Raw genomic sequence first — 22,866 nt, 5'->3', positions numbered from 1 at the left:
CCGGCTGCGACCGCGGCGCACGCGTATCGACTACGACGGACGCGCGCGGCCCATGTGGCGGGTGAACGTCGCCGGATCGTCCTCGAAGCCGTGGACGCCGGGGCGGAAGGCCCAGTCGCCGGACCCGTCCCGCGCGAACTCCGCGACGGTGGCCGCCGTCGCGCCCAGGACACCGCCGAAGTCGTCGTCGGCAAGGACGGTGTACCCCTCACGGATGCGCAGCCCCGGGTTCAGCACGTTCACGAACGTGCGGTGCGCCGTGCGCTGCTGGATCACGACGCCGACCACCACGCGCGCGTACCGCTCGGCGAGCCGGTCGAGCTCCAGCGTCATGACCTCGTCCCAGCCGAAGCCCTGACCGTCCTGGCTGTCCCGGTCGAGGTAGATCGTGCCGTCCGGGGAGCGGCTGTCGAAGTGGACCAGGTACGCCGGAGCGCCGTAGGGGTCGCCGGCCTCGTAGGTGGCGGCCACGAGGTCCAGGTCGGTGGGTGGCGCTCCCGCCGGACTCGGATCCCACCTGAGCGCGACCTCGACCTTGCGGATGCCCTTGCTGAGCCCGCTCACCGGACTCCCCCTTCCCGGTCCTCTTGCGCCCCTTCCTGCCTCAACTTCCGGCTCATGGGCGCTCGTTGTCCATCGTGCCACGCGCGCGGGGCCGCCTGCGCGGGCGCTGTCCCCGCGAGAGCGACCGACGCCACGCCACTGGGCCTTACCATGGCGCGGTGCTGGTCAAGTGGATTCGCTGCACCGTGGTGGACCGCCGCGGCTTCGAGCGGGGGCAGCGGAAGTGGGCGGGGCTTCTGGGGGAGCCGGGGTTTCGGGGGCAGGGGGGTGGCTGGAGCCGGGGCCGGCAAGGGGTGGCGCACATCTTCGCCTTCTGGGAGAGCCGTGCCTTCTACGACTCCTTCATGGCCCGTTCCCACGACCGCCTGGCGGCTGCCCAGGCCGGTACTTTCAAGGAGGCCCAGGTCCGGCTGTTCGACCACCGGTTCGACGTGAAGACCGGGTTCCAACCGCGCTTCACGGACACCGACCTGCTGCGGGTGGCGCTGTGCCGGGTCCACGAGGAGCGGGCCGAGCACTTCACGCTGATGCAGGAGAAGGTCTGGAACCCGGCTATGGCCGGATCGCCCGGCATGGTGCGCGGCCTGTTCGGGGAGGCACCGGGCAGCGAGTTCCTGGTGCTGTCGATGTGGCAGTCGTCCGCCGAGCACGGCAAGTACCGCACGGAGCGTGTGGAACGCCTCGCGCTGCGCGCCCAGACCGAGGCCGACATCGCGGCCCTCACGGGCGACATCGTGGACCTGGAGCCCTCCTGGACCGTGTGATGCGGCGTCTGCGCGCCGCACGGTGCCGTACCAGGGCGGTGGCGCGCCGCACGGTGCCGTACCCGGGGGCGGTGTGCGCCGTGTGTGGCCCATGGTGCACGGTGCGTGTGACGTACGCCGTATGAGGGCCGCTGGAGTCTTCGATCGGCCCTCACCCGATCTAGTGTTCTGGCATGGCACGACCACGGCGCATCGTCCTTGTCCGGCACGGCGAGTCAACGGGCAATGTTGATGACACCGTGTACGAGCGCGAGCCGGATCACGCGCTGGCCCTGACCGAGCGTGGTCGGCAGCAGGCCGAGCAGACGGGCAAGGAGCTGCGCGAGCTGTTCGGACGGGAGCGGGTGAGCGTGTACGTCTCTCCCTATCGCCGCACGCACGAGACCCTCCGTGCCTTCCACCTCGATCCCGATCTCATACGGGTGCGCGAGGAGCCGAGACTGCGCGAGCAGGACTGGGGCAACTGGCAGGATCGCGACGACGTCCGTCTCCAGAAGGCCTACCGGGACGCCTACGGGCACTTCTTCTACCGCTTCGCCCAGGGCGAGTCCGGGGCCGATGTCTACGACCGGGTGGGGAACTTCCTGGAGAGCCTCTTCCGCAGCTTCGAGGCCCCCGACCACCCGCCCAACGTGCTCCTGGTGACCCACGGCCTGGCGATGCGGCTGTTCTGCATGCGGTGGTTCCACTGGACCGTCGCCGAATTCGAGTCGCTGTCCAATCCGGGGAACGGCGAGATGCGGATGCTCGTTCTGGGGGACGACGGCAAGTACACCCTCGACCGTCCGTTCGAGCGGTGGCGGGATCCGGAACCGTACGGGATCACTGGATAGAGTGGCTGAGCAATGACCTTCGACTCCTCTCCCGGCGGGCGCCTGGAGCGCGCCCTGGCCGGCCTGCGCGGACTCTCGGTGGGGGACGCGCTGGGCTCGCAGTTCTTCGTACCGGCGAACTACCCGCTGCTCAAGCGCCGCGAGCTGCCGTCCGGCCCGTGGCAGTGGACGGACGACACCGAGATGGCCTGTTCCGTGGTCGCCGTCCTGGCCGTCCACCACCGAATCGACCAGGACGCCCTGGCCCAGTCCTTCGCCCGGCACCACGACTTCGACCGGGGATACGGTCCCGCGGTCAACCGCCTCCTGCGCCTCGTCCGGGAGGGCGGGGACTGGCGGGAGCTCGCCGCCGCGCTCTTCAAGGGCCAGGGGTCCTGGGGCAACGGCGCCGCGATGCGGATCGCCCCCCTGGGCGCCTGGTACGCGGACGACCCGGAGCAGGCCACCCACCAGGCCGAGATCTCGGCCTACCCCACCCACCAGCATCGAGAGGCCGTGGTGGGTGCCATGGCCGTCGCCGCGGCCGCCGCGCTGGCCGCCGCGGAGAGCAGCCCGCCGAGCGCGGAGGCCCTGCTCGACGGCGTCATCGCCCTCGTGCCGGCCAGGAGCGCCGTCGGCGCGGGCCTGCGCCGCGCCCGCGACATGCTCGACTACGGCGACGCGGCCACGGTCGCGGCCGTCCTCGGCTGCGGTCGGCGCACCACGGCCCACGACACGGTGCCCTTCGCACTCTGGTCGGCCGCGCGGAGCCTCGGGGACTTCGAGGGTGCCTTCTGGACGACCGCCCAGGTCGGCGGGGATGTGGACACCACCTGCGCCATCGTGGGCGGTGTGCTGTCCTCGGCGAAGGCGGGGGCGCCGCCGGCCGAGTGGGAGAGGCGCACGGAGGCGCTGCCCGGCTGGGTGCCGGCCTCGGACTGACCGGACGGGAAACTCTCCGTGTTCACCGGGAACTCTGCGTGACCATCGCCCGTTGTGCCGGCATCGGCTTCGCGTCGCATGGACGTGCCGGTGCCGGTGACGGCTGGGGAGGGGCGCGTGGGGGTGGTCATGCGGTTGTCGTGGGTCCTGGTAGTCGTGCCGTTCGTCGCGGCCGCCGCGGTCGCCGTGGACGGGGGGTGGCGGGTTTCTCCGTTCATCCGTTCCGGCTGCGGGTGGACGCGGCGCGCGGACCGGGCGGGCGGCCTCGGACGTACCCCTGTGCCGTCCGCGGGTGAACGGTCCCGGCCGATCCGCGCCGTCCTCCCGTCAGCCCACTCCGGGACCAGCCGTTCCGGCCAGCGCGGCCAGGTCGCTCTTGCGGACGCGTATGACCAGCCCGGCGGTGACCAGGGCGAGCACGGCCATCGCCGCGGCCGGTACGAACGCGGTCGAGATGCCGTGGGCCAGGACGTCGTGGCCCCATGGAGCGGGCAGCTGATGGCTCTTGGCGAACTGGGCCTTCTGCTCCGGCGAGGCGTCGGCGAGGAACTTCGGCAGTTGCTTCTTGGCCTCGTCCGTGCTGGCCGAGCCGAACACCGTGGTGAGGATGGACAGTCCGAGGGAACCGCCCACCTGCTGGGTCGCGTTGAGCAGGCCGGAGGCGGCGCCCGCCTCGTGCGGGGCGACGCCGGAGACAGCGGTGACCGTGACGGTCACGAAGTTCAGACCCATGCCGGCGCCGAAGACGAGCATCGGCCCGAGCACCCCGCCGAGGTAGGAGCTGTCGGGACTGATGAAGGTCAGCCAGACGAGCCCGACCACCGCCAGCGATGCGCCGGTGAGCATGAACGGCTTGGGGCCGAGCACCGGAAGGAGCCGCTGCGACAGACCCGCACCCACCGCGATGGCGGCGGTGACCGGGAGGAAGGCCAGTCCGGCCTTGATGGGGCTGTAGCCGAGCACGTTCTGCACGAAGAGGACGATGTAGAAGAACATGCCGAACATCGCCGCGGCCAGGCTGAGCATGATGACGTACGTGCCCGACCGGTTGGGGTCGGCGAACATCCTCAGCGGTGTGATCGGCTCCTTGGCGCGCCGCTCGGTGAGCGCGAAGGCAAGCAGGAGGACCACTGCGGTGGCGAAGGACCCGAGTGTCAGGCTGTCCCGCCAGCCCTCCTCCGACGCGCGGATGAAGCCGTAGACGAGAGCGGCCATGCCCGTCGTCGAGGTCAGTGCGCCCGCGATGTCGAAGCGGCCCGGGTGCCGCTCGGACTCGGCGATGTACCGGGGCGTGAGCGCGGCGATCAGTACGCCGATGGGCACATTGACGAACAGCACCCAGCGCCAGTCCAGCCACTCGGTGAGCATGCCGCCGGCGAGCAGGCCGACGGCGCCACCGCCGGCGGAGACGGCCGCGAAGACGCCGAACGCCCGGTTCCGCTCCGGTCCTTCGGGGAACGTGGTCGTGATGAGCGCCAGCGAGGTCGGCGACGCTATCGCGCCGCCCACGCCCTGAAGGGCCCGTGCGGCCAGCAACTGCCACGGCTCCTGGGCGAGTCCGCCCAGCAGGGAGGCGAAGGTGAACAGCAGGATGCCGGTCATGAACACCCGACGGCGTCCGAGGATGTCACCGGCTCGGGCGCCCAGGAGCAGCAGGCCGCCGAAGGTGAGTGTGTACGCGCTGACCACCCAGGTGAGGTCTGTGGTGCTGAACCGGAGCGCGTCTTGAATGTGCGGCAGCGCGATGTTCACAATCGTCGCGTCGAGTACCACCATGAGTTGGCAGGCCGCGATGACGGTGAGCGCGATGCCGGGGTGCCCCTCCCGGCGGGCCGCACCCTGTTTCTGGTCCTGGATCAACTGAGAGGTTGTCACTATGGGTCCCCCACAACAGGCTTAGTGAACGAGGCCGTTCACTACCGCGTCAACGGTAGTGAGTCCCCACTAGTGAACGCAAGCGTTCACTTAGCGGCTCCGTACTGTGGCGTGTCCCCCCGCCACCCCGCACTCCCCGAAAACCCCCGCTCACCGCTCGTTGGAGACGACAGATGGTTACCTCGCGCTGGACGGCCGCCCCCGCTCGGGCCGCCGGGCCTCGTCGGCGCGGCGCCGTACTGGAGCGCGCGATCCTCGACGCCGCGCTGGAACAGCTCGGCACGGTCGGATGGAAAGGCCTCACCATGGAGGGCGTGGCCGCCGGCGCCCAGACCGGGAAGGCCGCCGTCTACCGCCGCTGGCCGTCCAAGGAGGATCTCGTCGCAGACGCCCTCGAAGCCGGACTGCCGCGTGTCGAGGAGGCGCCGGACCTGGGAGGCGTGCGCGAGGACCTGCTGGCCCTCTGCCGGCAGGCTCGTGACGCCATGTTCTCGCGCTCCGGATCGGCGCTACGCGCAGTCATTCACGAATGCGACCCGGATCAGGCGGAGCGCTTCCATGGAGTGATCTTTGACGGGGTCGTGGAGCCGACCATTCAGCTCCTCCGGGAAGTGATCACCCGTGGAATAGGGAGGGGGGAAGTGCGGTCCGACGCCGCGAACGGCTATGTCTTCGACGCCATCCCGGCCATGATGATGTACCGGTCAAAGATGTGCACGAGTGAATGGACGGACCAGGATCTCGAGGACATGATCGACCAGCTGATGGTCCCGCTGCTGCGCCCGGTCGGACCCTGACCGCCGGGTCCCGCGGGCGGTGCGTCCACAGGGGGAAGCCGGGGTGTCGCGGCGGGATCCGGGCGGCGTAGGCTAAGGGCGCCATGCCGTACGAACCACCTACTCACACCGTCGAGCGCTCCCTCCGAGCCACGACCGGAGCGAAGGTCATTGCCGGTGTCGACGAGGTGGGGCGCGGCGCGTGGGCCGGGCCCGTCACCGTCTGCGCGGCGGTCACCGGACTGCGCCGGCCTCCCGTGGGTCTCACCGATTCCAAGCTGCTCACCATCAAGCGACGCACCGAGCTCGACATGGAGCTGCGGAAGTGGGTCACGGCGTACGCCCTCGGGCATGCCTCGCCGGAGGAGATCGACGACCTGGGGATGACGGCCGCACTGCGGCTCGCGGCCCTTCGCGCCCTCGAGGGACTGCCCATCCGGCCGGACGCGGTCATCCTCGACGGGAAGCACGACTACCTCGGTGCCCCTTGGATGGTTCGTACGGTCATCAAGGGCGACCAGTCGTGCGTGGCCGTGGCGGCGGCTTCGGTGATCGCCAAGGTTCACCGCGACAAAATGATGGCCGAACTGGGTGTCGACCATGCAGACTTCGGGTTTGCGGCCAATGCCGGATACCCGTCGCCCGTGCACAGGGCCGCGCTGGAGGAGCGGGGACCCACCCCGTACCACCGGCTGTCGTGGGCGTATCTTGATGCGCTGCCCCGGTGGCGGCACCTCAAGAAGGCCCGCGCCTGGGCAGACGGAGGCGTTCCAGAGATCGAGGGTCAGCTCGGCTTCGACTTCTGACGGTTCTGCTTGCCCCGATGGGCCACCCGCCCACGTGAGCCGCACCAACGTTTGATAAATATCAGCCCATGCCTCTCATTCCCGAGGAGCCTCAGATTCACGAGAGTGCCCAGGGTCCCCGCGTCACTCCGGCCACCGGCCGCACCGCGCCGACCCCCCGTCCCGTACCAGGCCCCCGCCCCGCGGCCCCGCCGCGCCCCGGACGTCCAGGCCCCCTGCGGCCCGCGTCGCCGGTGCAACGTACGCCGCGGGACGTGGCCGCGACCAAGCCCGGGCCCTCGGGTCCGGCTGCCCCCGCCGCCTCGGCGACCCCGCAGATCCAGCTGATCCCCGCCTCGGTCGAGGGTGCGCTCGACGCGGCCGATGAAGCGGTCGACCTGCTTCTCGAGTCGGGTCGCGCCCCCGGAGATGTGCTGGTGATCACCACCGGTGAGCCGCATCCCTGGGCCGCTCATGAGCTGTCCTTCGGCGAAGCGTCCTACTGGGCTCAGCACGACGCCGGTGACGACGTCTTCTACACGGACGCTGCCGCGGCCTCCCGTGCCGCCTCCCGTCCCGTGGTCGTGGTCGCCGTCAACGGCGGTACCGACGTCACCGCCGCCACGGCCCTGCCTCTGGCACACTCCCGGGCCGGCGCGTTGTTGATCGTCTGTGGTGACCCTCAGAAGATCAACTCGGTGCTCGGCGCGGGCGTCTGAGTCGCCTCCGGCGCGTCCGGGTCGCCCGGTCTCCCGTCCGGGGCCGTGCACGGCGACAGCCGTCGCAGTGGGGTCACCACGCGGCGGCTGCTTCGGCGTGCCCGGAAGCGGCGGTGGCTGCCTCGGCAGGGCGTGTCCGGCCACGGAGGGCCTGGGGCGGGCGAGACGTGCGAAGCCGTGCCACCGGGAGCGCTGCCTCGCATGGCTTCATGCCGTCGGCGGCAGCGGCCGGCATCCTCGGCACGCCCCTGCGCGCGGTGCTCGGGCTCGTTGGACGCGGTCGCGTGGGCCGCATGGCTCCGGCGACACCGGTGCCGTACGGCCTCGGATGCCGACGAGCGGCCCCGGAAACCGGAGGCCGACGCACCACGGCGTGTGTTCAGCGAGCCGCCACGCGGCGCAGCACTTCGGACGCGGCGCCCCCGGTGCGGGGCGGCGCGGGCGGTATCACGGTGCTGTCGAAGGGCTCGGGCGCCGAGCCGGCGTTCGGGCGGCGGCCGCCGCGGCCCTCGCCGAGCACCTGCCAGCCGTCCCGGGTCAGCGTGATGTACGCCCCGCAGCGCAGACCGTGCAGGGTGCAGGCGTCACGCAGGCCCCACATCCACGCACCGTCCTCCTCCGTCCAGCGCGCGTCGCCGTCGCGGCAGTAGAGCAGCACGGCGGTCCGCACCGGAGTGCGGCGCCGCAGGTCGTGCGGGATGACCCGGCGCAACTGGGCGAGCAGCGCGTTGCGGAACATCCAGCCGTCGGCGGGCGCCGGACGGCGCACGAACGAGGCGCTCGCGCGCAGCCGCTCGTCGGGGTCGAGGACCGCGACGACGGCGGTGGCCGGTCCGGGAAGGTGCCGGGCGTGCAGTCCGCTGACGACCTCCCGCGGATTGCGCAGCAAAGGGATGCCCGCGGCGGCCCACTCCGCGGGTTCGAGCACGCGATGGGCGGAGGCGGCGGACGTCGACAACGAGGCCGCCGATGAAGGAGCGAATCCGAAGGTCACGTTCCTCCCTTCGGCTACGCGCCCACGCACGGGCGGGGTCGGATTCGGGGGAGCGCACACCGCAGCGGAGCCCTACCGGACCACGGCCGAGCCGTGCGGGGAGCGGACTTCAATTCTTCCTGTCGAACTGGGATGCGGCAACGAGCAATTGGGACCGCCGACCGTTATCGGGTGACCCGTGTCTTATATCCCTACCCCGTGTGTCGTCGCGCGACGCCTGAGCAGCCGGTCCGGCACGCTCGGTACGCGCTCGGTGCGGACTCGGCCCTGACCGGCGAGGACCAGCGACATCACCCCGCCGTGACCGGCGCCGATGGTGTCTTGTGAGCCGGTTGTCACGCGGTGTGAAGTGGCCGATTGTCAGTGGCGTCGGGTTGCATGGGGGCATGGACGATCTGAAGCTCCGCGCCGAAGCCGACACCATCCTCGCCGAACTGGTCGGTCACCCCGGAGCGTCGGCGCGGCTGCGGGAGGATCAGTGGCAGGCGGTGGCGGCTCTGGTGGAGGAGCGCCGCCGCGCTCTGGTCGTGCAGCGCACCGGCTGGGGCAAGTCCGCGGTGTACTTCGTCGCCACCGCGCTGCTGCGCCGGCGTGGATCCGGTCCCACGGTGATCGTCTCACCGCTGCTGGCGCTGATGCGCAATCAGGTCGAGGCGGCGGCGCGGGCCGGTATCCGGGCGCGCACCATCAACTCGGCCAATCCGGAGGAGTGGGAGGCCATTCACGCGGAGGTCGAACGCGGCGAGACCGACGTTCTCCTCGTCAGTCCGGAACGCCTCAATTCGGTGGATTTCCGTGATCAGCTGCTTCCGCGGCTCGCGGCCACGACCGGTCTGCTGGTGGTCGACGAGGCGCACTGCATCTCCGACTGGGGGCACGACTTCCGCCCCGACTACCGCCGGCTGCGGGCGATGCTGGCGGAGCTGCCGGCCGGCGTGCCGGTGCTGGCCACGACGGCGACGGCCAACGCGCGGGTCACCGCGGACGTGGCGGAGCAGTTGGGTACGGGTGCCGGTGAGGCCCTGGTGCTGCGCGGCCCACTGGACAGGGAGAGCCTGCGGCTCGGTGTGGTCCGGCTGCCGGACGCCGCGCACCGCCTGGCGTGGCTGGCCGAGCACCTGGACGAGCTGCCCGGCTCCGGGATCGTCTACGCGCTGACGGTGGCCGCGGCCGAGGAGGCCGCCGCCTATCTGCGGCAGCGCGGCTTCCAGGTGGCCTCCTACACCGGGCGCACGGAGAACGCCGACCGGCTGCAGGCCGAGGCCGATCTGCTGGACAACCGGGTCAAGGCGCTGGTCGCCACGTCGGCGCTCGGAATGGGCTTCGACAAGCCGGACCTGGGTTTCGTGGTGCACCTGGGCTCGCCGTCCTCGCCGATCGCCTACTACCAGCAGGTCGGCCGCGCGGGGCGCGGTGTGAAGCACGCGGATGTGCTGCTGCTGCCGGGCAAGGAGGACGAGGCCATCTGGCGCTACTTCGCCGATACCGCGTTCCCGCCCGAGTCGCAGGTCCGTCAGACCCTCTCGGCCCTCGCCGACGCGGGACGACCGTTGTCCGTGCCGGCTCTGGAGGCTCTCGTCGATCTCCGGCGCACCCGCCTGGAGACCATGCTGAAGGTGCTCGACGTGGACGGCGCCGTCAAGCGCGTGAAAGGCGGCTGGATCTCCACCGGCGAACCATGGGTCTACGACTCCGAGCGGTACGCCCGGGTGGCGCGCCAGCGGGCGGCCGAGCGGCAGGCCATGCGCGACTACGCGAGCTCGACCGGGTGCCGGATGGAGTTCCTGCGGCGGCAACTGGACGACGAGGGGGCTGTCCCGTGCGGCCGTTGCGACAACTGCGCCGGGGCCTGGACCGATTCCTCCGTCTCGCCGGAGGCCCTGGCCGGGGCGGCGAAGGAACTGGATCGCCCGGGGGTGGAGATCGAGCCGCGCCGCATGTGGCCGACGGGCATGGCCGCACTGGGCATCGACCTCAAGGGACGCATCCCGGCCGGTGAGCAGTGCTCCACCGGGCGCGCTCTGGGGCGGCTCTCGGACATCGGCTGGGGCAACCGGCTGCGCCCGCTGCTGGCCGAGGGTGCGCCCGACGGCCCGGTCCCCGACGACGTGCTGCGGGCCGCGGTGGCGGTCCTCGCCGACTGGGCGCGCTCTCCGGGCGGCTGGGCGTCCGGCGCCCCGGACGCCTCGGCGCGGCCGGTAGGGGTCGTCGCCGTGCCGTCCCTGACCCGGCCGCACCTGGTCGATTCTCTTGCGCAGGGCATCGCGTCCATCGGCCGCCTGCCCTTCCTGGGCACCCTGGCGTACACCGCGCCGGGCGGCGCGCACGCGGCACACCGCAGCAACTCCGCCCAACGTCTCAGGGCGCTGTCCGCCGCCTTCACCGTTCCCCAGGACCTGGCTGACGCCCTGGGCAGCTCTTTCGGCCCCGTCCTGCTCGTCGACGACTACACCGACTCGGGCTGGACCCTCGCCGTCGCCGCTCGCCTTCTCCGTCGGGCGGGCAGCGAAGGCGTTCTTCCGCTGGTACTTGCCGCGACTGCCTGAGCCTGCCCGCTTCACCGGGGTTCCAGGCGCGATGAGCCGACTTGATTGATGTGTCCCTGATGGGAGTTATCCACAGGCTTAAGCGGAGATCGGAATTCCGCGAGATCGTCGACGCATGACGAACCACAGCGAAACGACCGGACCTTTCGGAAACGGCGACGTCTCCTACGAAGGCCCCGGCTCCTACGAAGGCCCCGGCCCCGAGCACCAGGTCACCCTGCGCACCCCGGCCGAGCTCGCGGACGCCCTGCCGTATCTGCTCGGGTACCGACCTGAGGACAGCATCGTGCTGGTCGCGCTGCACGACCAGGGCGGGCGCGGCCGGTTCGGTGGCCGTGCCAGGCTCGGCATCCCTCCAAACAGCGACGACTGGCCGTCGGCGGCCCGTCAGCTGGCACAGGGCCTGATCACGGGCGGCGAGCGCCGGGGCGCCAAGCCCGAACAGATGGTCGCGTTCGTGTGCCAGGAACCCTCGGCGGGTGAGTCGGGACGCGAGGTCATGCGGCGGCTGCGGCCGCTGGCCCAGAAACTGCGCACGGAGTGCGGCCGCCTCGACGTTCCGGTGATCGAGGCGCTGTGCGTCTCGGGTGGCCGCTTCTGGTCCTACTGCTGCCCCAACGACAGGTGCTGTCCCGACGAGGGACTGCCCATGGGGCTGCCCGGCACCTCCGTGCTGGCGGCCGCGGCGGCCTACGCCGGAATCCAGGTGCGGGGCAGCCTGCGGGAGTTGCGCGTCAGGCTGCTCCCCTGGGAGACCTCCGCCGCCCGGAGCCAGGAGATCGCACTGGACGCCGCCGGCAGGGCCCTGGTGCCCAGGATCCTCGACGAGGCCGACCGCGCCGCCGTGGCCGAGGAGACGCTGGTGCTCGCCGAATCCGTGATGCGGCGGTTCGCCGAGGCGCCCGCCGCTTCCAGGACCGATGCCGCCGATCTCCGAGACGACCGACTGCTCCAGGACGAGGAAGCCGCCACGTTGATCCTCGGCCTTCAGGACCGCACCACGCGCGACCGCGCCGCCGAGTGGATGGAGGGCGACGAGGCGGGCCCGGCGCTGCGGCTGTGGCGAGCCCTGGCCCGCCGCTGCGTCGGCCCGTACGGCGAACACGCCGCCGCGCCGCTGACCCTCGCGGGCTGGGTGGCCTGGTCCGTCGGTGACGGCATCGAGGCACGGGAGGCCCTGGCGATGGCACTGGGCGCGGACCCCGACTACCTCTTCGCCCGTCTTCTGCACCAGGCCTGCAACGAAGGCCTGGACCCGGAATCGGTCCGCCGCTGCCTGCGCGCGGAGCGCGAGGCGCGGGCGCGGTCCGCTGCCGGAGAGGCCGACGCCGGGAGCTCAAGGCAGGGCACGCTCCAGACGGGCGACGGGGGAGACGGCGACCTGGGAGACAGCGCGGAGACGGTCGGCGCGCGAGGCCTCGACCAGGGAGACAGCGTGACGACGGAAGACACGACGACGGAAGACGCGGCGGAGGACGGAGCGGCGGAGGACGGAGCGGCGGAGGACGGCGCCGGGGAGTACGGGCGCAGCGCGGAAGCCGTCGCCGACCCCGTGGCCCGGCACACCGCGACCGGCACCGGGGCCGGTTGTCCCTCGACGCCGGATGCGTCGCCCTCCCGACCCTCTCGGTCCCGCCTCGAGGGATCGGGCCCGACCCGGCCGAGTGGTGATGCGACGCGCCCGGCGACGGGCCGGACCGACGGCGCACACCCCGGCTCGTCCCGGGAGCCGGGCCGCGTCCGCACGCGTGGCACGGCCAGGGGCGGTACCCGCCGCCGAGGAGTCTGCCGCACGGTCGCCGACCCGCGGCGCGACACCCGTCGGCACGACACATGAGCAGACCGCGGGCGGAGGGGGCCGGAGGACCGGGCAAGTGGCCCTCGACATGCGACCAGCCGCCGTTCGGTCGTCTTCCCGGGCCACGGGCGTGACCCGGACGAGGCGTGGCCCGTTCACCTGAGTGGCGGAGCGCTTGATCAGTACCCTCCGCCGCCTGGTCCCTCGTCCTCCGGACCCCAGGCCCGGCACCGAACACGTCCCAGACCCACTGAGCGCACAGGAAGCCCCCATGCACCAGCCGACTCCGCACCGCACCGCCGGCGACCCCGCGGTTCTCGGCGACCCCGTACCGACCGCCAGGGAAGCGGACCGTCCTCCGTGGCCCCGGACCGACAGCGGCGAACGACGTCCGCCGCCGACGTACCGACGGACCGGGTCGGCGCCGCCGTCGGCTCAGCGCCGTGCCGTGGATCTGCCCTCGACCCACGACGCCATGATCTGCGTGGCCCTGCCCGGGCTGGTGATCTCCACCGCGCAAGGGCAGCTGAGCGGCCGGGGTCTGGAGGGGTTCTACCGTGCGGGCCGGCGCCTGCTCTCCCGCTGCCAGGTCAGGGTCGCCGGGCGCGAGCCGCTGGTGGTCCAGGCCCGGATGACCGCGGCCGACCGCGCCCGCTTCGTCGGCATCCTGCGTGCCTCCCCCGGCACGGGCCCGGACCCGGACGTGGTCGTGGAACGCACGCGTGACGCGGAGGGCGCGGAACGGATCACGCTGCGCAGCGCCTCTCCCCGGCGGCTGCGTCTGCCCCTCGAGGTGGCCCTCGGCACGGACCTGGCGGAGCTGGGCGAGATCGCCTCCGGCCACGCGGGCGGTGAAGTGCCCGCGAGCGTCCGCGGCTCGGGTCTGCGCTGGTCCCGCGCCGGCGCCAGCGCCTCGGTCACCGCCGACCCGCCTCCTGCGGACGCGCTGGCGTCCGGGGGGCTGCTGCGCTGGGAGCTCGAACTTGACCCCGGCGGCACGGCGAGCGTGGAACTGCGCGTACGTCAGGACGGTGCGGGACCGGTCCGGGCGGCCGGTCGCACGGCGACGAGTCCCCTCGCCACCGCACGGGCCATCGGCGACGCCCCGGGAGTGGCGGAACTGCTGCGCACCAGCATCGACGACCTCCAGGCCCTGCTGCTGCGCGATCCGGTGCACCCCGCCGACCTGCACCTGGCGGCAGGGGCGCCCTGGCGGTGCGGTCTCGCCCCGGCCGAGGCGCTCGTCGCGGCCCGCATGGTGCTGCCCCTCGGGACCCGGCTGGCCGCCGGCACGCTCCGAACCCTCGCCCGTACCCAGCACACCGGTGTCGGCCGGCACTCCGGCCTGATTCCCGGGGCCCGGCGGGACGCGGGCCCACACCTTCCGCCCGGCTGCACCGGGACGGAAGCCACCCTGCTCTTCCCGGCCCTCCTCGCCGAAGCCCGCCGCTGGGGACTCGCCGAGCGGGAGACGGAGGGCCTGCTGCCCGCGGCGGAGCGCTGCCTGACCTGGCTGAGCACGGCCGTGGGCGACGGCACGTACCTGTGCGACCCGCTGCCCGGCCAACCGGTCCGCTGCGAGACCCAGGCGCACGCCCATCGCGCGGCCGTGCTCGGGGCCGATCTGCTCGACGCCTTCGGCCGCCCCGGCGCCACAGAGCTGCGGCAGTGGGCGCAGCAGTTGCGGACCGCGTTCCGGGAGGACTTCTGGATCGATGACCGCGGCGGTGGCAGACCGGCCGCCGGCCGCGCACCCGACGGCCGTCCGCTGCCGCACCTCGACGCGGCCGCCGTCCACCTCCTGGACACGGGCCTGCTGGGCGGGGGCGAGCCGGCGCCCGGGCTGCTCGACAAGGTGCAGACCGAGCAGCTCGCCCGCCTGCTGGGATCACCGGCCATGGATTCGGGCTGGGGCCTGCGCGGACTCGCCGTGAAGGAGGCGGGATACAACCCCTTCGGTCACCGCGCCGGAGCCGTACGGGTGGCGGAGACGGCCCAGGCCGTCGCCGGACTGGCCGCCGCGGGCTACGAGAAGGAGGCCGGTTCGCTGCTGCGCGGCGTCCTGGCGGCGGCCGAGGCCTTCGGCCGCCGGTTGCCCGACATGTTCGCCGGGGAGCGGCGCACCGAGGGCGGCAGCCCCCTGCTCCACCCCGCCGCCTGCCGCCCGTCGGCCACGGCAGCGGCCTCCGTCGTCCTGCTGCTGACCACGCTCGCGGGTATCCGTCCCGACACCCCGGCCCGGACGGTCACGCTCCGCCCGCTGCGCACCGCGCCCCTCGGCGAGATCGGATTCACGGGACTGCGGGTCGCCGGTGCCCCCTTCTCCGTACGGGTCAGCAGACTCGGACTCGCCCTGGTCGAGGAGGCGGCCGACGGGCTGCAACTGGGAGTGTGACCTCGTACGACGCGGCGGCGGACGGAGCCGGGAGGCGGTCCGTGAGGCGTACGGCGGGGCACCGTGGACCAGCCGTCGATGCGGTCGGCGAAGGGAGTGTTTATCGTCAGGCAGACGACTATGATCGCCGCATGCCCTACGACCCGTCAGCCTTTCCGCCCTTCGCCGTCACCGTGGACCTGGTCGTGCTGACCGTGCGCCGCCATGCCCTGTGCGCGCTGGCGGTGCGCAGGGGAGAGCCCCCGTTCCAGGGACGCTGGGCACTCCCCGGCGGCTTCGTGCGGGCGGACGAGGACCTGGCGCAGGCAGCGGCGCGTGAGCTGGCCGAGGAGGCCGGACTTCAGGTGCACGACGCGTCCACTCCCGTCCAGGACCATGGCGCCCACCTGGAGCAGCTCGCGACCTACGGTGACCCGAAGCGCGACCCTCGCATGCGCGTCGTCAGCGTCGCCCATCTCGCCCTCGCTCCCGACCTGCCCGCGCCCCGGGCGGGGGGCGACGCCAGCAACGCCCGCTGGGCGCCCGTGGAAGAGCTGTTGCAGCCGAGTGCCTACGACCGCGACGGCGAGGCGTTGGCCCCGCTCGCCTTCGATCATGCCCAGATCCTCGCCGACGGAGTGGAGCGCGCCCGTTCCAAGATCGAGTATTCGTCGTTGGCGACAGCGTTCTGCCCACCCGAGTTCACCGTCGGGGAACTGCGCCGTGTCTACGAGGCGGTGTGGGGTGTGGCGCTCGACCCGCGCAACTTCCACCGCAAGGTCACCGGAACCCCGGGCTTCCTGGTGCCCACCGGGGGCACGACCACCCGCCAGGGCGGCCGGCCGGCCCAGCTCTTCCGGGCGGGCGGTGCCACCCTGCTGAACCCGCCGATGCTGCGCCCCGAGGTCTGAGCGTACGGCGCGCACGCGTGCGGCTCCACCGACCGGCTCTTCTTGCGAAGGGCGAACACCAGGTCGGACGAGGTGCCGACGATGTCGAACGCGCGCCGCGATACCCGAAAAAACGGACATAACGCGCTATCTTGCTGCGGGTGATCCAGGCCTTCGGACTGACCAGCGACTCCCGTAAGGACCTTCCGCCCGCCGTCGACGACGTGACCTTCGAAGCACAGGCGGGGCGAGTCACCGCGCTCCTCGGAACGGTCGGCGCGGGCAAGACGACGACGCTCAGACTCATGCTCGAACTCCAACAGGGCCGAGGCATCACCTACTTCAGGGGCCGTCCCCTGCACCGCATCTCCCACCCTTCGCGTGAGGTCGGTGTCCTTCTGGGCGACGTCCCCGGACACCCGTCGCGCACGGTCCGCGGTCATCTCCGCATGCTCTGCGCGGCCTCGGGCCTTCCGGCCCGGCGCGCCGACGAAGTCCTCGAGGTCGTCGGGCTGGTCAGCTTCCGGGAGGAGCGCCTGGGCACTCTGTCCCGCGGTATGGACCGCCGCCTGGGCCTGGCCTGCGTCCTGCTGTCCGACCCGCACACGCTGGTCCTCGACAACCCGGCCGGCGGGCTCTCCCCCCGGGAAGGCCGCTGGCTGCACGGCATGCTGCGGGCCCACGCGACCCAGGGCGGCACGGTCCTCTTCACCACCGCCGACTCCAAGGAGGCGGCCCGGACGGCGGACCGTGTCGTCACGCTCGATCGCGGCACTGTCATCGCCGACCAGGAGGTCACGGACTTCGCCCGCAACCGGCTCCGCCCCCGTGTCGCGGTCCGCAGCCCGCACGCCACCCGCCTCGCGGCCCTTCTTGCGAAGGAGGCCCGCACCGCCCAGCGCTCCGTGGAGGTCGTGCGCGAGGAGGGCAACCGTCTGTGCGTCTACGGCAGCACATGCGCCGATGTCGGCGAGATCGCGTTCCGCCACGGCATCCCCATTCACCAACTCGCCGACGAGGTGGGCGACATGGGCCCGGGTGCGGGAGTGGGCGCGGGTACCGGTGCCGGCACCCATGGTGCTCGGTCCGTCGCGGCACGGGCCACCAAGGGGGTACGGGCGGCGGTCGCCGCCGCCGCGGCAGGCGTGTCCTCGGTCTCCGACCCCGGATCCTTCACCACGGGTGACGAGGAGACGTTCACCGCCGGGCTCTCGGACGACGGGAGCGTGCCCGAGCGGCGGGAAGCGGGGTCGCCCGACCGAGCGGCCGAGAAGGCGTCCGTCACCGCCACGGAGGCGGCCTCGGTCTCCCTGCGCAGCGGCGGAGCCTCCGGTCCGGCACACGCCGACGACGCGGCGCCCGACCAGGCACCCCTGGACCAGACGCCCCCCGCTGAGACGCTCCTCGCCGAGGCGCCCCCGGCGGCGCGTGTCAGGAGTGGCCCCGGGCGCAGCCCCCTCGACGGCCGCGTCCGGGACGTGGGCGCCGACGCCGCGGACCCGGCGGCCGGGAGTCACCCCGACGCCTACTCCACCGGCACTCACCCCGAGGCACCCTCCGCCATGGCCCGTCAAGAGGCCTCGCCCACCACGGGCGCGGACGTCCGGGCCACGACGGCCGACAGCGACAACGACTCCGTCGGCACCCGCCGCGACCCCCCGCTCCTGCTCCCGCACTCCCCGGAGGCTTCCGTCCTCACCGAGGTCAGGGACTCACCCGCCTCCGCGGCGCCCATGGAGGCCCCCGGCCGCGCGGAGACCCCCGAGGCGCTTCCCGCGGCCGCATCACACGCCTCGTCCCCGAAGTCCCCGAAGTCCTCGGAGTCCTTGAATTCCGCGAAGTCCTCGGAGCCCCCGAAGTCCTCGCACCCGCGGTCCTCACCCGCGCAGCGCTCCACTCCCGGCCGCACGGATCCCCGCCCCGCGCGGTCCCGGCGCGGCACCCCGCACGCCGCTGCCACCACCGGCGACCGGTCCTCGACCGCTCAGCCGGCGTCCGGCCACCCGACGCCCGCGCAGCCCTCGCCCGCGCAGCCCTCGATCCCGACCCCACGTCCACGTCCGGTGGAGGCCGTCACGCTCGGCACCTCCTCCCCGCTCCCTCCTCCGATCTCCGTCCGCATCGGACCCAGCCCTCTGCGTCCTCTGCGCTATGAGCTGCGCCGTGCCTCCGGCGTCGGCACGGGTTTCGTCACCGCGGCCGTCGTCCTCGTCGTCTCCGTCGTCACGGCCCTGATCATGGGACGGCTCGGCCACACCCCCCAGCCCCGGCTGCTGGCGGCATGGCCGCAGGAGTTCCCCCTGCCGCCCGCGGCGCTGGGCGCCGGGCTGCTCGGCGCGTTCTCCTTCGGCGACGAGTTCCGCCACCCCGCGCTCGCCGCGGACCGCGGCACCGTGCCCCGTCGTCTCGGGCTGCTCGCCGCCAAGCTCCTCGTCGCCGGCGCCACGGCGCTGCTCCTCGCCTTCCTCACGATCGGCTGCAACGCCGAGGCGCTCTACATCGTCTACGGACGGGAGCTCACCCAGGTTCCCGGCGACTGGCTCTGGCTCGGCACGAGTTGGATCGGCCTCATGGTGGGGTGCGCCTGGGCGGGCGTACTGGCCGCGGGACTGTTCCGGTCCACCACCGCCGGACTCGCGGCCGTCCTCGCCGTTCCGGTCGTCGTCGTACCCGCCCTGGAGAAGGCCCTGGGCGGGGCGGCCGGGGACGCGGCCGGTCTGCCCGCGCGGCTGCGCCGGACGTTCCTGCTGGAGTGGCCCTTCGGGGGAGACCGCTATCTGGCCGCCGCGGCTCGCGTGATCGCGCAACCTGTGGGCAGTGCGCTCACGTTGTCCCTGGCCGCGCTGCTCGGCGGGTATCTGGTGCTGACCCTGCGAAGCAGGCTCAGATGACAACCGTTCGCGCTCTTTCGGTCGCGCATTGTGCGCAACTCCCCACGGAAAGCACATTTCTTTCCGATAAGGCGTCAATTGCGACGGAGTGAGCGATCACCCTTTCGTGTGCTTTTCACCAAAGACCTCAAGGGAGTTGGAAGCGACGCCGACAAAGGATCCGTGAGTACCCTTGCGCACACCATGATGACCGCCGCCCGCAACTCAGACTCCGGTCTGGCCGGCCCGGGCGAACTCGACCGCTACCCGTACGCGGAGGCGCATGTCCCCGACCGCGTCGCAAGCCCCTCCTGGGAGGGGACGGACCCGGAGCTGGGGCGCGTGGGCCGGCGTGCCGCGGGCAGCCGCGGCCGCGGACTGCACGGCCAACTCGTCCAGCAGCTGGGTCAGATGATCGTCTCCGGAGACCTCGGCGCCGACCGCCCGCTGGTGCCCGAGGAGATCGGCCAGCGCTTCGAGGTGTCCCGCACCGTCGTCCGCGAGTCGCTCCGCGTCCTGGAGGCGAAAGGCCTGGTCAGCGCCCGGCCGAACGTCGGCACGCGCGTGCGCCCGGTCAGCGACTGGAATCTCCTCGATCCGGACATCATCGAGTGGCGGGCCTTCGGGCCGCAGCGCGACGACCAGCGCCGTGAGCTGAGCGAGCTCCGCTGGACGATCGAACCGCTCGCCGCGCGGCTCGCCGCCGGACACGGGCGCGAGGACGTCCAGCAGCGCCTCTCCGACATGGTCGAGATCATGGGGCATGCCCTGGGGCAGGGCGACGCGCTCACCTTCTCCCGCGCGGACGCCGAGTTCCACAACTTGCTGATCCAGATCGCGGGCAACCGGATGCTGGAGCACCTCTCCGGGATCGTCTCGGCCGCTCTTCAGGTCTCCGGCGGCCCCGTCACGGGCTGCGACCGGCCGAACGAGACGTCCCTGGCGCAGCACACCCGGATCGTGGACGCGCTGGCCGCCGGCGACGGGGCGGCGGCCGAAGCCGCCATGCGCCAGTTGCTCACGGTGCATCCCGAGATCGAGCGGGTGGTTCCCGCGCCGCGCGAGCACTGAGCGGCGAGCGCTGCCCCGGGCGCGGACGGCATGGCAGGCTCTGCCGTCCTTCCGCGGTCTCGTCCGGCCGGTGAGCGGCCTCTCGCAGGGCCCCGCCGGATCTTCCGCGCACTCGGCGGGGTCCGCGCATGGGGAGCGGGCGAGGCCCTGAGGGGTCCCGCCGGCGGGCCCGGGCTCGGTGGGGGCCCGGGAGGTCCCGCCGGAGCGGCCTGCCGGTGGCGACAGGTGAACTTTTATGCCCGCTTATGACAACTTTTGAGTGCTTACGGGGTGTGACTCGGGCCACGCGGAATGGGCGTAACGCTCGTGGGAACAACGCGATGACCTAAGAGGTGACAGCCGCGGAGGGAATACGGACGCCGTTCATGGCGCTGTGCATCTTCCCCGGCCCCCGCCCGCGCCGTCGGCCCAATCCCCAGGCCGGTGGTCGGCTCCTGTCCACTGTGGACGGGGCCGGAAGCCGTTTTCCAACGTTCCGAGAGGTTGTTCGTGTCGGCCAGCACATCCCGTACGCTCCCGCCGGAGATCGCCGAGTCCGTCTCTGTCATGGCGCTCATTGAGCGGGGAAAGGCTGAGGGGCAGATCGCCGGCGACGATGTGCGTCGGGCCTTCGAAGCTGACCAGATTCCGGCCACTCAGTGGAAGAACGTACTGCGCAGCCTCAACCAGATCCTCGAGGAAGAGGGTGTGACGCTGATGGTCAGTGCCGCGGAGCCCAACAAGCGCACCCGAAAGAGCGTCGCAGCGAAGAGTCCGGCCAAGCGCACCGCCACCAAGACGGTCGCGGCCAAGACGGTGACCGCCAGGAAGGCCACCGCCACCGCCACCCCGGCGGCGCCTGCCGTCGACACACCCGTCGAGGACGACGCTCCCAAGAAGGCCGCTGCCAAGAAGGCGGCCCCCGCGAAGAAGACGGTGGCGAAGAAGACGACCGCCACCGCGAAGAAGACGGCGGCCAAGAAGACCGCCGCCAAGAAGGACGACGTCGAGCTTCTCGAGGAAGAGGTGCTCGAGGAGCCCAAGGGCGCGGAGGAGCCGGAGGGCGCCGAGAGCGCCGGGTTCGTGCTCTCCGACGAGGACGAGGACGACGCCCCCGCCCAGCAGGTCGCCGCGGCCGGCGCCACCGCCGACCCGGTCAAGGACTACCTCAAGCAGATCGGCAAGGTCCCCCTGCTCAACGCGGAGCAGGAGGTCGAGCTGGCCAAGCGCATCGAGGCGGGTCTCTTCGCCGAGGACAAGCTGGCCAACTCCGACAAGCTCGCCCCGAAGCTCAAGCGTGAGCTGGAGATCATCGCCGAGGACGGCCGTCGCGCCAAGAACCACCTCCTGGAGGCCAACCTCCGTCTGGTGGTCTCGCTGGCCAAGCGGTACACCGGCCGCGGCATGCTCTTCCTGGACCTCATCCAGGAGGGCAACCTCGGTCTGATCCGCGCGGTCGAGAAGTTCGACTACACCAAGGGCTACAAGTTCTCCACGTACGCCACCTGGTGGATCCGGCAGGCGATCACCCGGGCGATGGCCGACCAGGCCCGCACCATCCGTATCCCGGTGCACATGGTCGAGGTCATCAACAAGCTCGCCCGCGTCCAGCGCCAGATGCTCCAGGACCTGGGCCGCGAGCCCACCCCGGAGGAGCTGGCCAAGGAGCTCGACATGACCCCGGAGAAGGTCATCGAGGTCCAGAAGTACGGCCGTGAGCCCATCTCGCTGCACACCCCGCTGGGTGAGGACGGCGACAGCGAGTTCGGTGACCTCATCGAGGACTCCGAGGCCGTCGTCCCCGCCGACGCCGTCAGCTTCACGCTCCTGCAGGAGCAGCTGCACTCCGTGCTGGACACCCTGTCCGAGCGCGAGGCCGGCGTCGTCTCCATGCGTTTCGGCCTCACCGACGGTCAGCCGAAGACCCTCGACGAGATCGGCAAGGTGTACGGCGTGACGCGTGAGCGGATCCGCCAGATCGAGTCCAAGACCATGTCGAAGCTGCGTCACCCGTCGCGTTCGCAGGTCCTGCGCGACTACCTCGACTAGGCCACGGTCCCAGGTCACCGAAGGCCCGGCCCCCCGACGGGGGGCCGGGCCTTCGTGCTGCGGCTCGCGCCGGTCTGCCCGACTCTGGGTGTTCAACGATCACCCCAGAGTGAGGAGTGCGTATGCGACGCCGTATTGTCCGGGCCCTGGCCCGGCCGCTCGTCCTTGCGGCGGCGGGGGCCGCGATACCGCTGGTGAACGCGGTCCCGGCGGTTGCTGACAGCGTTGTCATCGGAGGCTTTCCCGTCGATGTGTCGCAGAGCCCCTGGACCGTGGCGCTCTCCAGCCGTGACCGGTTCGGGGGTACGCGCGCGGGGCAGTTCTGCGGGGGCGTGGCCATCAGCCGCACCGCAGTGCTCACCGCGGCCCACTGTCTGGGCGGGGACGTGGTGGGCGCGCCACCGACACGGGACCTGAAGATCATCACGGGCCGTACGGATCTGCTCTCCGGCGGGGGCAAGGAGATCCGGGTGCGCGCCATCTGGGTCAATCCGCGGTACGACACGGCCACCAACGCGGGCGACTTCGCGGTGCTCACCCTCGCCCAGCCGGTGCCGCGGAGCGCCGTCATCCCCATGGCGGGCCCGGGTGACCCGGCGTACACGCCTGGCACGCGTGCCGTGGTCTACGGCTGGGGGGACACCACCGGTGCCGCCGCCTACGCCCACAGCCTGCACGCGGCACGGGTGCACGTCCTTTCCGACGCCCAGTGCGAGCGGGCCTATCCGGGCAGTGCCGAGGGGGCGTACAAGCCCGGGACGATGCTGTGCGCGGGTGAGACCAGAGGGGGCCGGGACGCCTGTCAGGGGGACAGTGGGGGTCCGCTGGTCGCCAGGGGCCGGCTGATCGGGCTGGTGTCGTGGGGGAGCGGCTGTGGACGAGCGGGGAGCCCGGGCGTCTACACGCGGGTGTCCGACGTCGTACGAACGCTCGCACGGGCGGACGGTCCCCGGGCGCCTCACCAGGGGGACGGTAAGGCCTGACCGGGATCACCGGGCATGACCATGGGCCGGGATCGGCGGTCATGAGCTGTGGACCGGGAACCCCGGCCATGAGCC

At 72.3% G+C, this 22,866-nt stretch carries 17 protein-coding genes; 14 read left to right on the top strand and 3 right to left on the bottom strand.

The features are described from left to right. Window positions 1-30: 30 nt before the first annotated feature. Complete coding sequence (locus tag ABZ484_RS14705; RefSeq protein ID WP_358866250.1) at window positions 31-564, bottom strand: TerD family protein; 534 nt, start codon at window positions 562-564, stop codon at window positions 31-33. Between the two features lie 158 nt (window positions 565-722). Between ABZ484_RS14705 and ABZ484_RS14700 the strand changes: the two genes are divergently transcribed. The 3 genes from ABZ484_RS14700 to ABZ484_RS14690 all read left to right on the top strand — a co-directional run bounded on the left by ABZ484_RS14700 (window position 723) and on the right by ABZ484_RS14690 (window position 3,082). Then, window positions 723-1,328, top strand: coding sequence for a YdbC family protein (locus ABZ484_RS14700; RefSeq protein WP_358866249.1), 606 nt, complete (start codon window positions 723-725; stop codon window positions 1,326-1,328). Between the two features lie 173 nt (window positions 1,329-1,501). Beyond that, on the top strand, window positions 1,502-2,161 hold the full coding sequence (locus ABZ484_RS14695; protein ID WP_358866248.1) for a histidine phosphatase family protein: 660 nt from the start codon (window positions 1,502-1,504) through the stop codon (window positions 2,159-2,161). Window positions 2,162-2,173: 12 nt separating this feature from the next. Next, complete coding sequence (locus tag ABZ484_RS14690; RefSeq protein WP_358866247.1) at window positions 2,174-3,082, top strand: ADP-ribosylglycohydrolase family protein; 909 nt, start codon at window positions 2,174-2,176, stop codon at window positions 3,080-3,082. Window positions 3,083-3,409: 327 nt separating this feature from the next. Here ABZ484_RS14690 and ABZ484_RS14685 read toward each other — a convergent pair whose 3' ends face one another. Continuing rightward, window positions 3,410-4,957 carry an MFS transporter gene (locus ABZ484_RS14685; RefSeq protein WP_358866246.1) on the bottom strand — a complete coding sequence of 516 codons (1,548 nt, stop codon included), beginning with the start codon at window positions 4,955-4,957 and terminating at the stop codon, window positions 3,410-3,412. A 173-nt stretch (window positions 4,958-5,130) separates the two neighbouring features. Between ABZ484_RS14685 and ABZ484_RS14680 the strand changes: the two genes are divergently transcribed. The 3 genes from ABZ484_RS14680 (at window position 5,131) to ABZ484_RS14670 (ending at window position 7,237) form a co-directional block, all read left to right on the top strand. Next, window positions 5,131-5,754, top strand: coding sequence for a TetR/AcrR family transcriptional regulator (locus ABZ484_RS14680; RefSeq protein ID WP_358866245.1), 624 nt, complete (start codon window positions 5,131-5,133; stop codon window positions 5,752-5,754). 83 nt (window positions 5,755-5,837) lie between these two features. Next, entirely contained in the window at window positions 5,838-6,539 is a 702-nt protein-coding gene (locus tag ABZ484_RS14675) for a ribonuclease HII (protein ID WP_358866244.1), read from the top strand. A 68-nt stretch (window positions 6,540-6,607) separates the two neighbouring features. Next, on the top strand, window positions 6,608-7,237 hold the full coding sequence (locus tag ABZ484_RS14670) for a hypothetical protein (RefSeq protein WP_358866243.1): 630 nt from the start codon (window positions 6,608-6,610) through the stop codon (window positions 7,235-7,237). Window positions 7,238-7,616: 379 nt separating this feature from the next. Here ABZ484_RS14670 and ABZ484_RS14665 read toward each other — a convergent pair whose 3' ends face one another. After that, window positions 7,617-8,231, bottom strand: a complete 615-nt coding sequence (locus tag ABZ484_RS14665; protein WP_358866242.1) for a hypothetical protein — start codon at window positions 8,229-8,231, stop codon at window positions 7,617-7,619. Between the two features lie 386 nt (window positions 8,232-8,617). On the opposite strand from ABZ484_RS14665, the gene ABZ484_RS14660 reads away from it, so the two are divergent. The 8 genes from ABZ484_RS14660 (at window position 8,618) to ABZ484_RS14625 (ending at window position 22,791) form a co-directional block, all read left to right on the top strand. Further along, window positions 8,618-10,777, top strand: coding sequence for a RecQ family ATP-dependent DNA helicase (locus tag ABZ484_RS14660; RefSeq protein WP_358866241.1), 2,160 nt, complete (start codon window positions 8,618-8,620; stop codon window positions 10,775-10,777). A gap of 115 nt (window positions 10,778-10,892) precedes the next feature. Then, window positions 10,893-12,614 (top strand): DUF4192 domain-containing protein, encoded by a 1,722-nt coding sequence (locus tag ABZ484_RS14655; protein WP_358866240.1) that lies wholly within the window; start codon window positions 10,893-10,895, stop codon window positions 12,612-12,614. A gap of 436 nt (window positions 12,615-13,050) precedes the next feature. Next, the gene (locus tag ABZ484_RS14650; RefSeq protein WP_358866274.1) at window positions 13,051-14,970 is read left to right on the top strand and encodes a glycogen debranching N-terminal domain-containing protein; all 1,920 of its coding nucleotides are present in this window, start codon (window positions 13,051-13,053) and stop codon (window positions 14,968-14,970) included. A 131-nt stretch (window positions 14,971-15,101) separates the two neighbouring features. Next, window positions 15,102-15,860 (top strand): NUDIX domain-containing protein, encoded by a 759-nt coding sequence (locus ABZ484_RS14645; RefSeq protein WP_358866239.1) that lies wholly within the window; start codon window positions 15,102-15,104, stop codon window positions 15,858-15,860. A gap of 131 nt (window positions 15,861-15,991) precedes the next feature. Then, on the top strand, window positions 15,992-18,730 hold the full coding sequence (locus ABZ484_RS14640) for an ATP-binding cassette domain-containing protein (protein ID WP_358866238.1): 2,739 nt from the start codon (window positions 15,992-15,994) through the stop codon (window positions 18,728-18,730). A 162-nt stretch (window positions 18,731-18,892) separates the two neighbouring features. Continuing rightward, complete coding sequence (locus ABZ484_RS14635; protein ID WP_358866237.1) at window positions 18,893-19,780, top strand: FCD domain-containing protein; 888 nt, start codon at window positions 18,893-18,895, stop codon at window positions 19,778-19,780. 489 nt (window positions 19,781-20,269) lie between these two features. Beyond that, on the top strand, window positions 20,270-21,808 hold the full coding sequence (locus tag ABZ484_RS14630) for an RNA polymerase sigma factor (protein ID WP_358866236.1): 1,539 nt from the start codon (window positions 20,270-20,272) through the stop codon (window positions 21,806-21,808). A gap of 122 nt (window positions 21,809-21,930) precedes the next feature. Further along, entirely contained in the window at window positions 21,931-22,791 is an 861-nt protein-coding gene (locus ABZ484_RS14625; protein WP_358866235.1) for a serine protease, read from the top strand. Window positions 22,792-22,866 lie beyond the last annotated feature (75 nt).

This window comes from Streptomyces sp. NPDC006393, from assembly GCF_040628575.1.
GTDB lineage: Bacteria > Actinomycetota > Actinomycetes > Streptomycetales > Streptomycetaceae > Streptomyces.
This window is presented reverse-complemented; position numbering and strand designations above follow the sequence as displayed.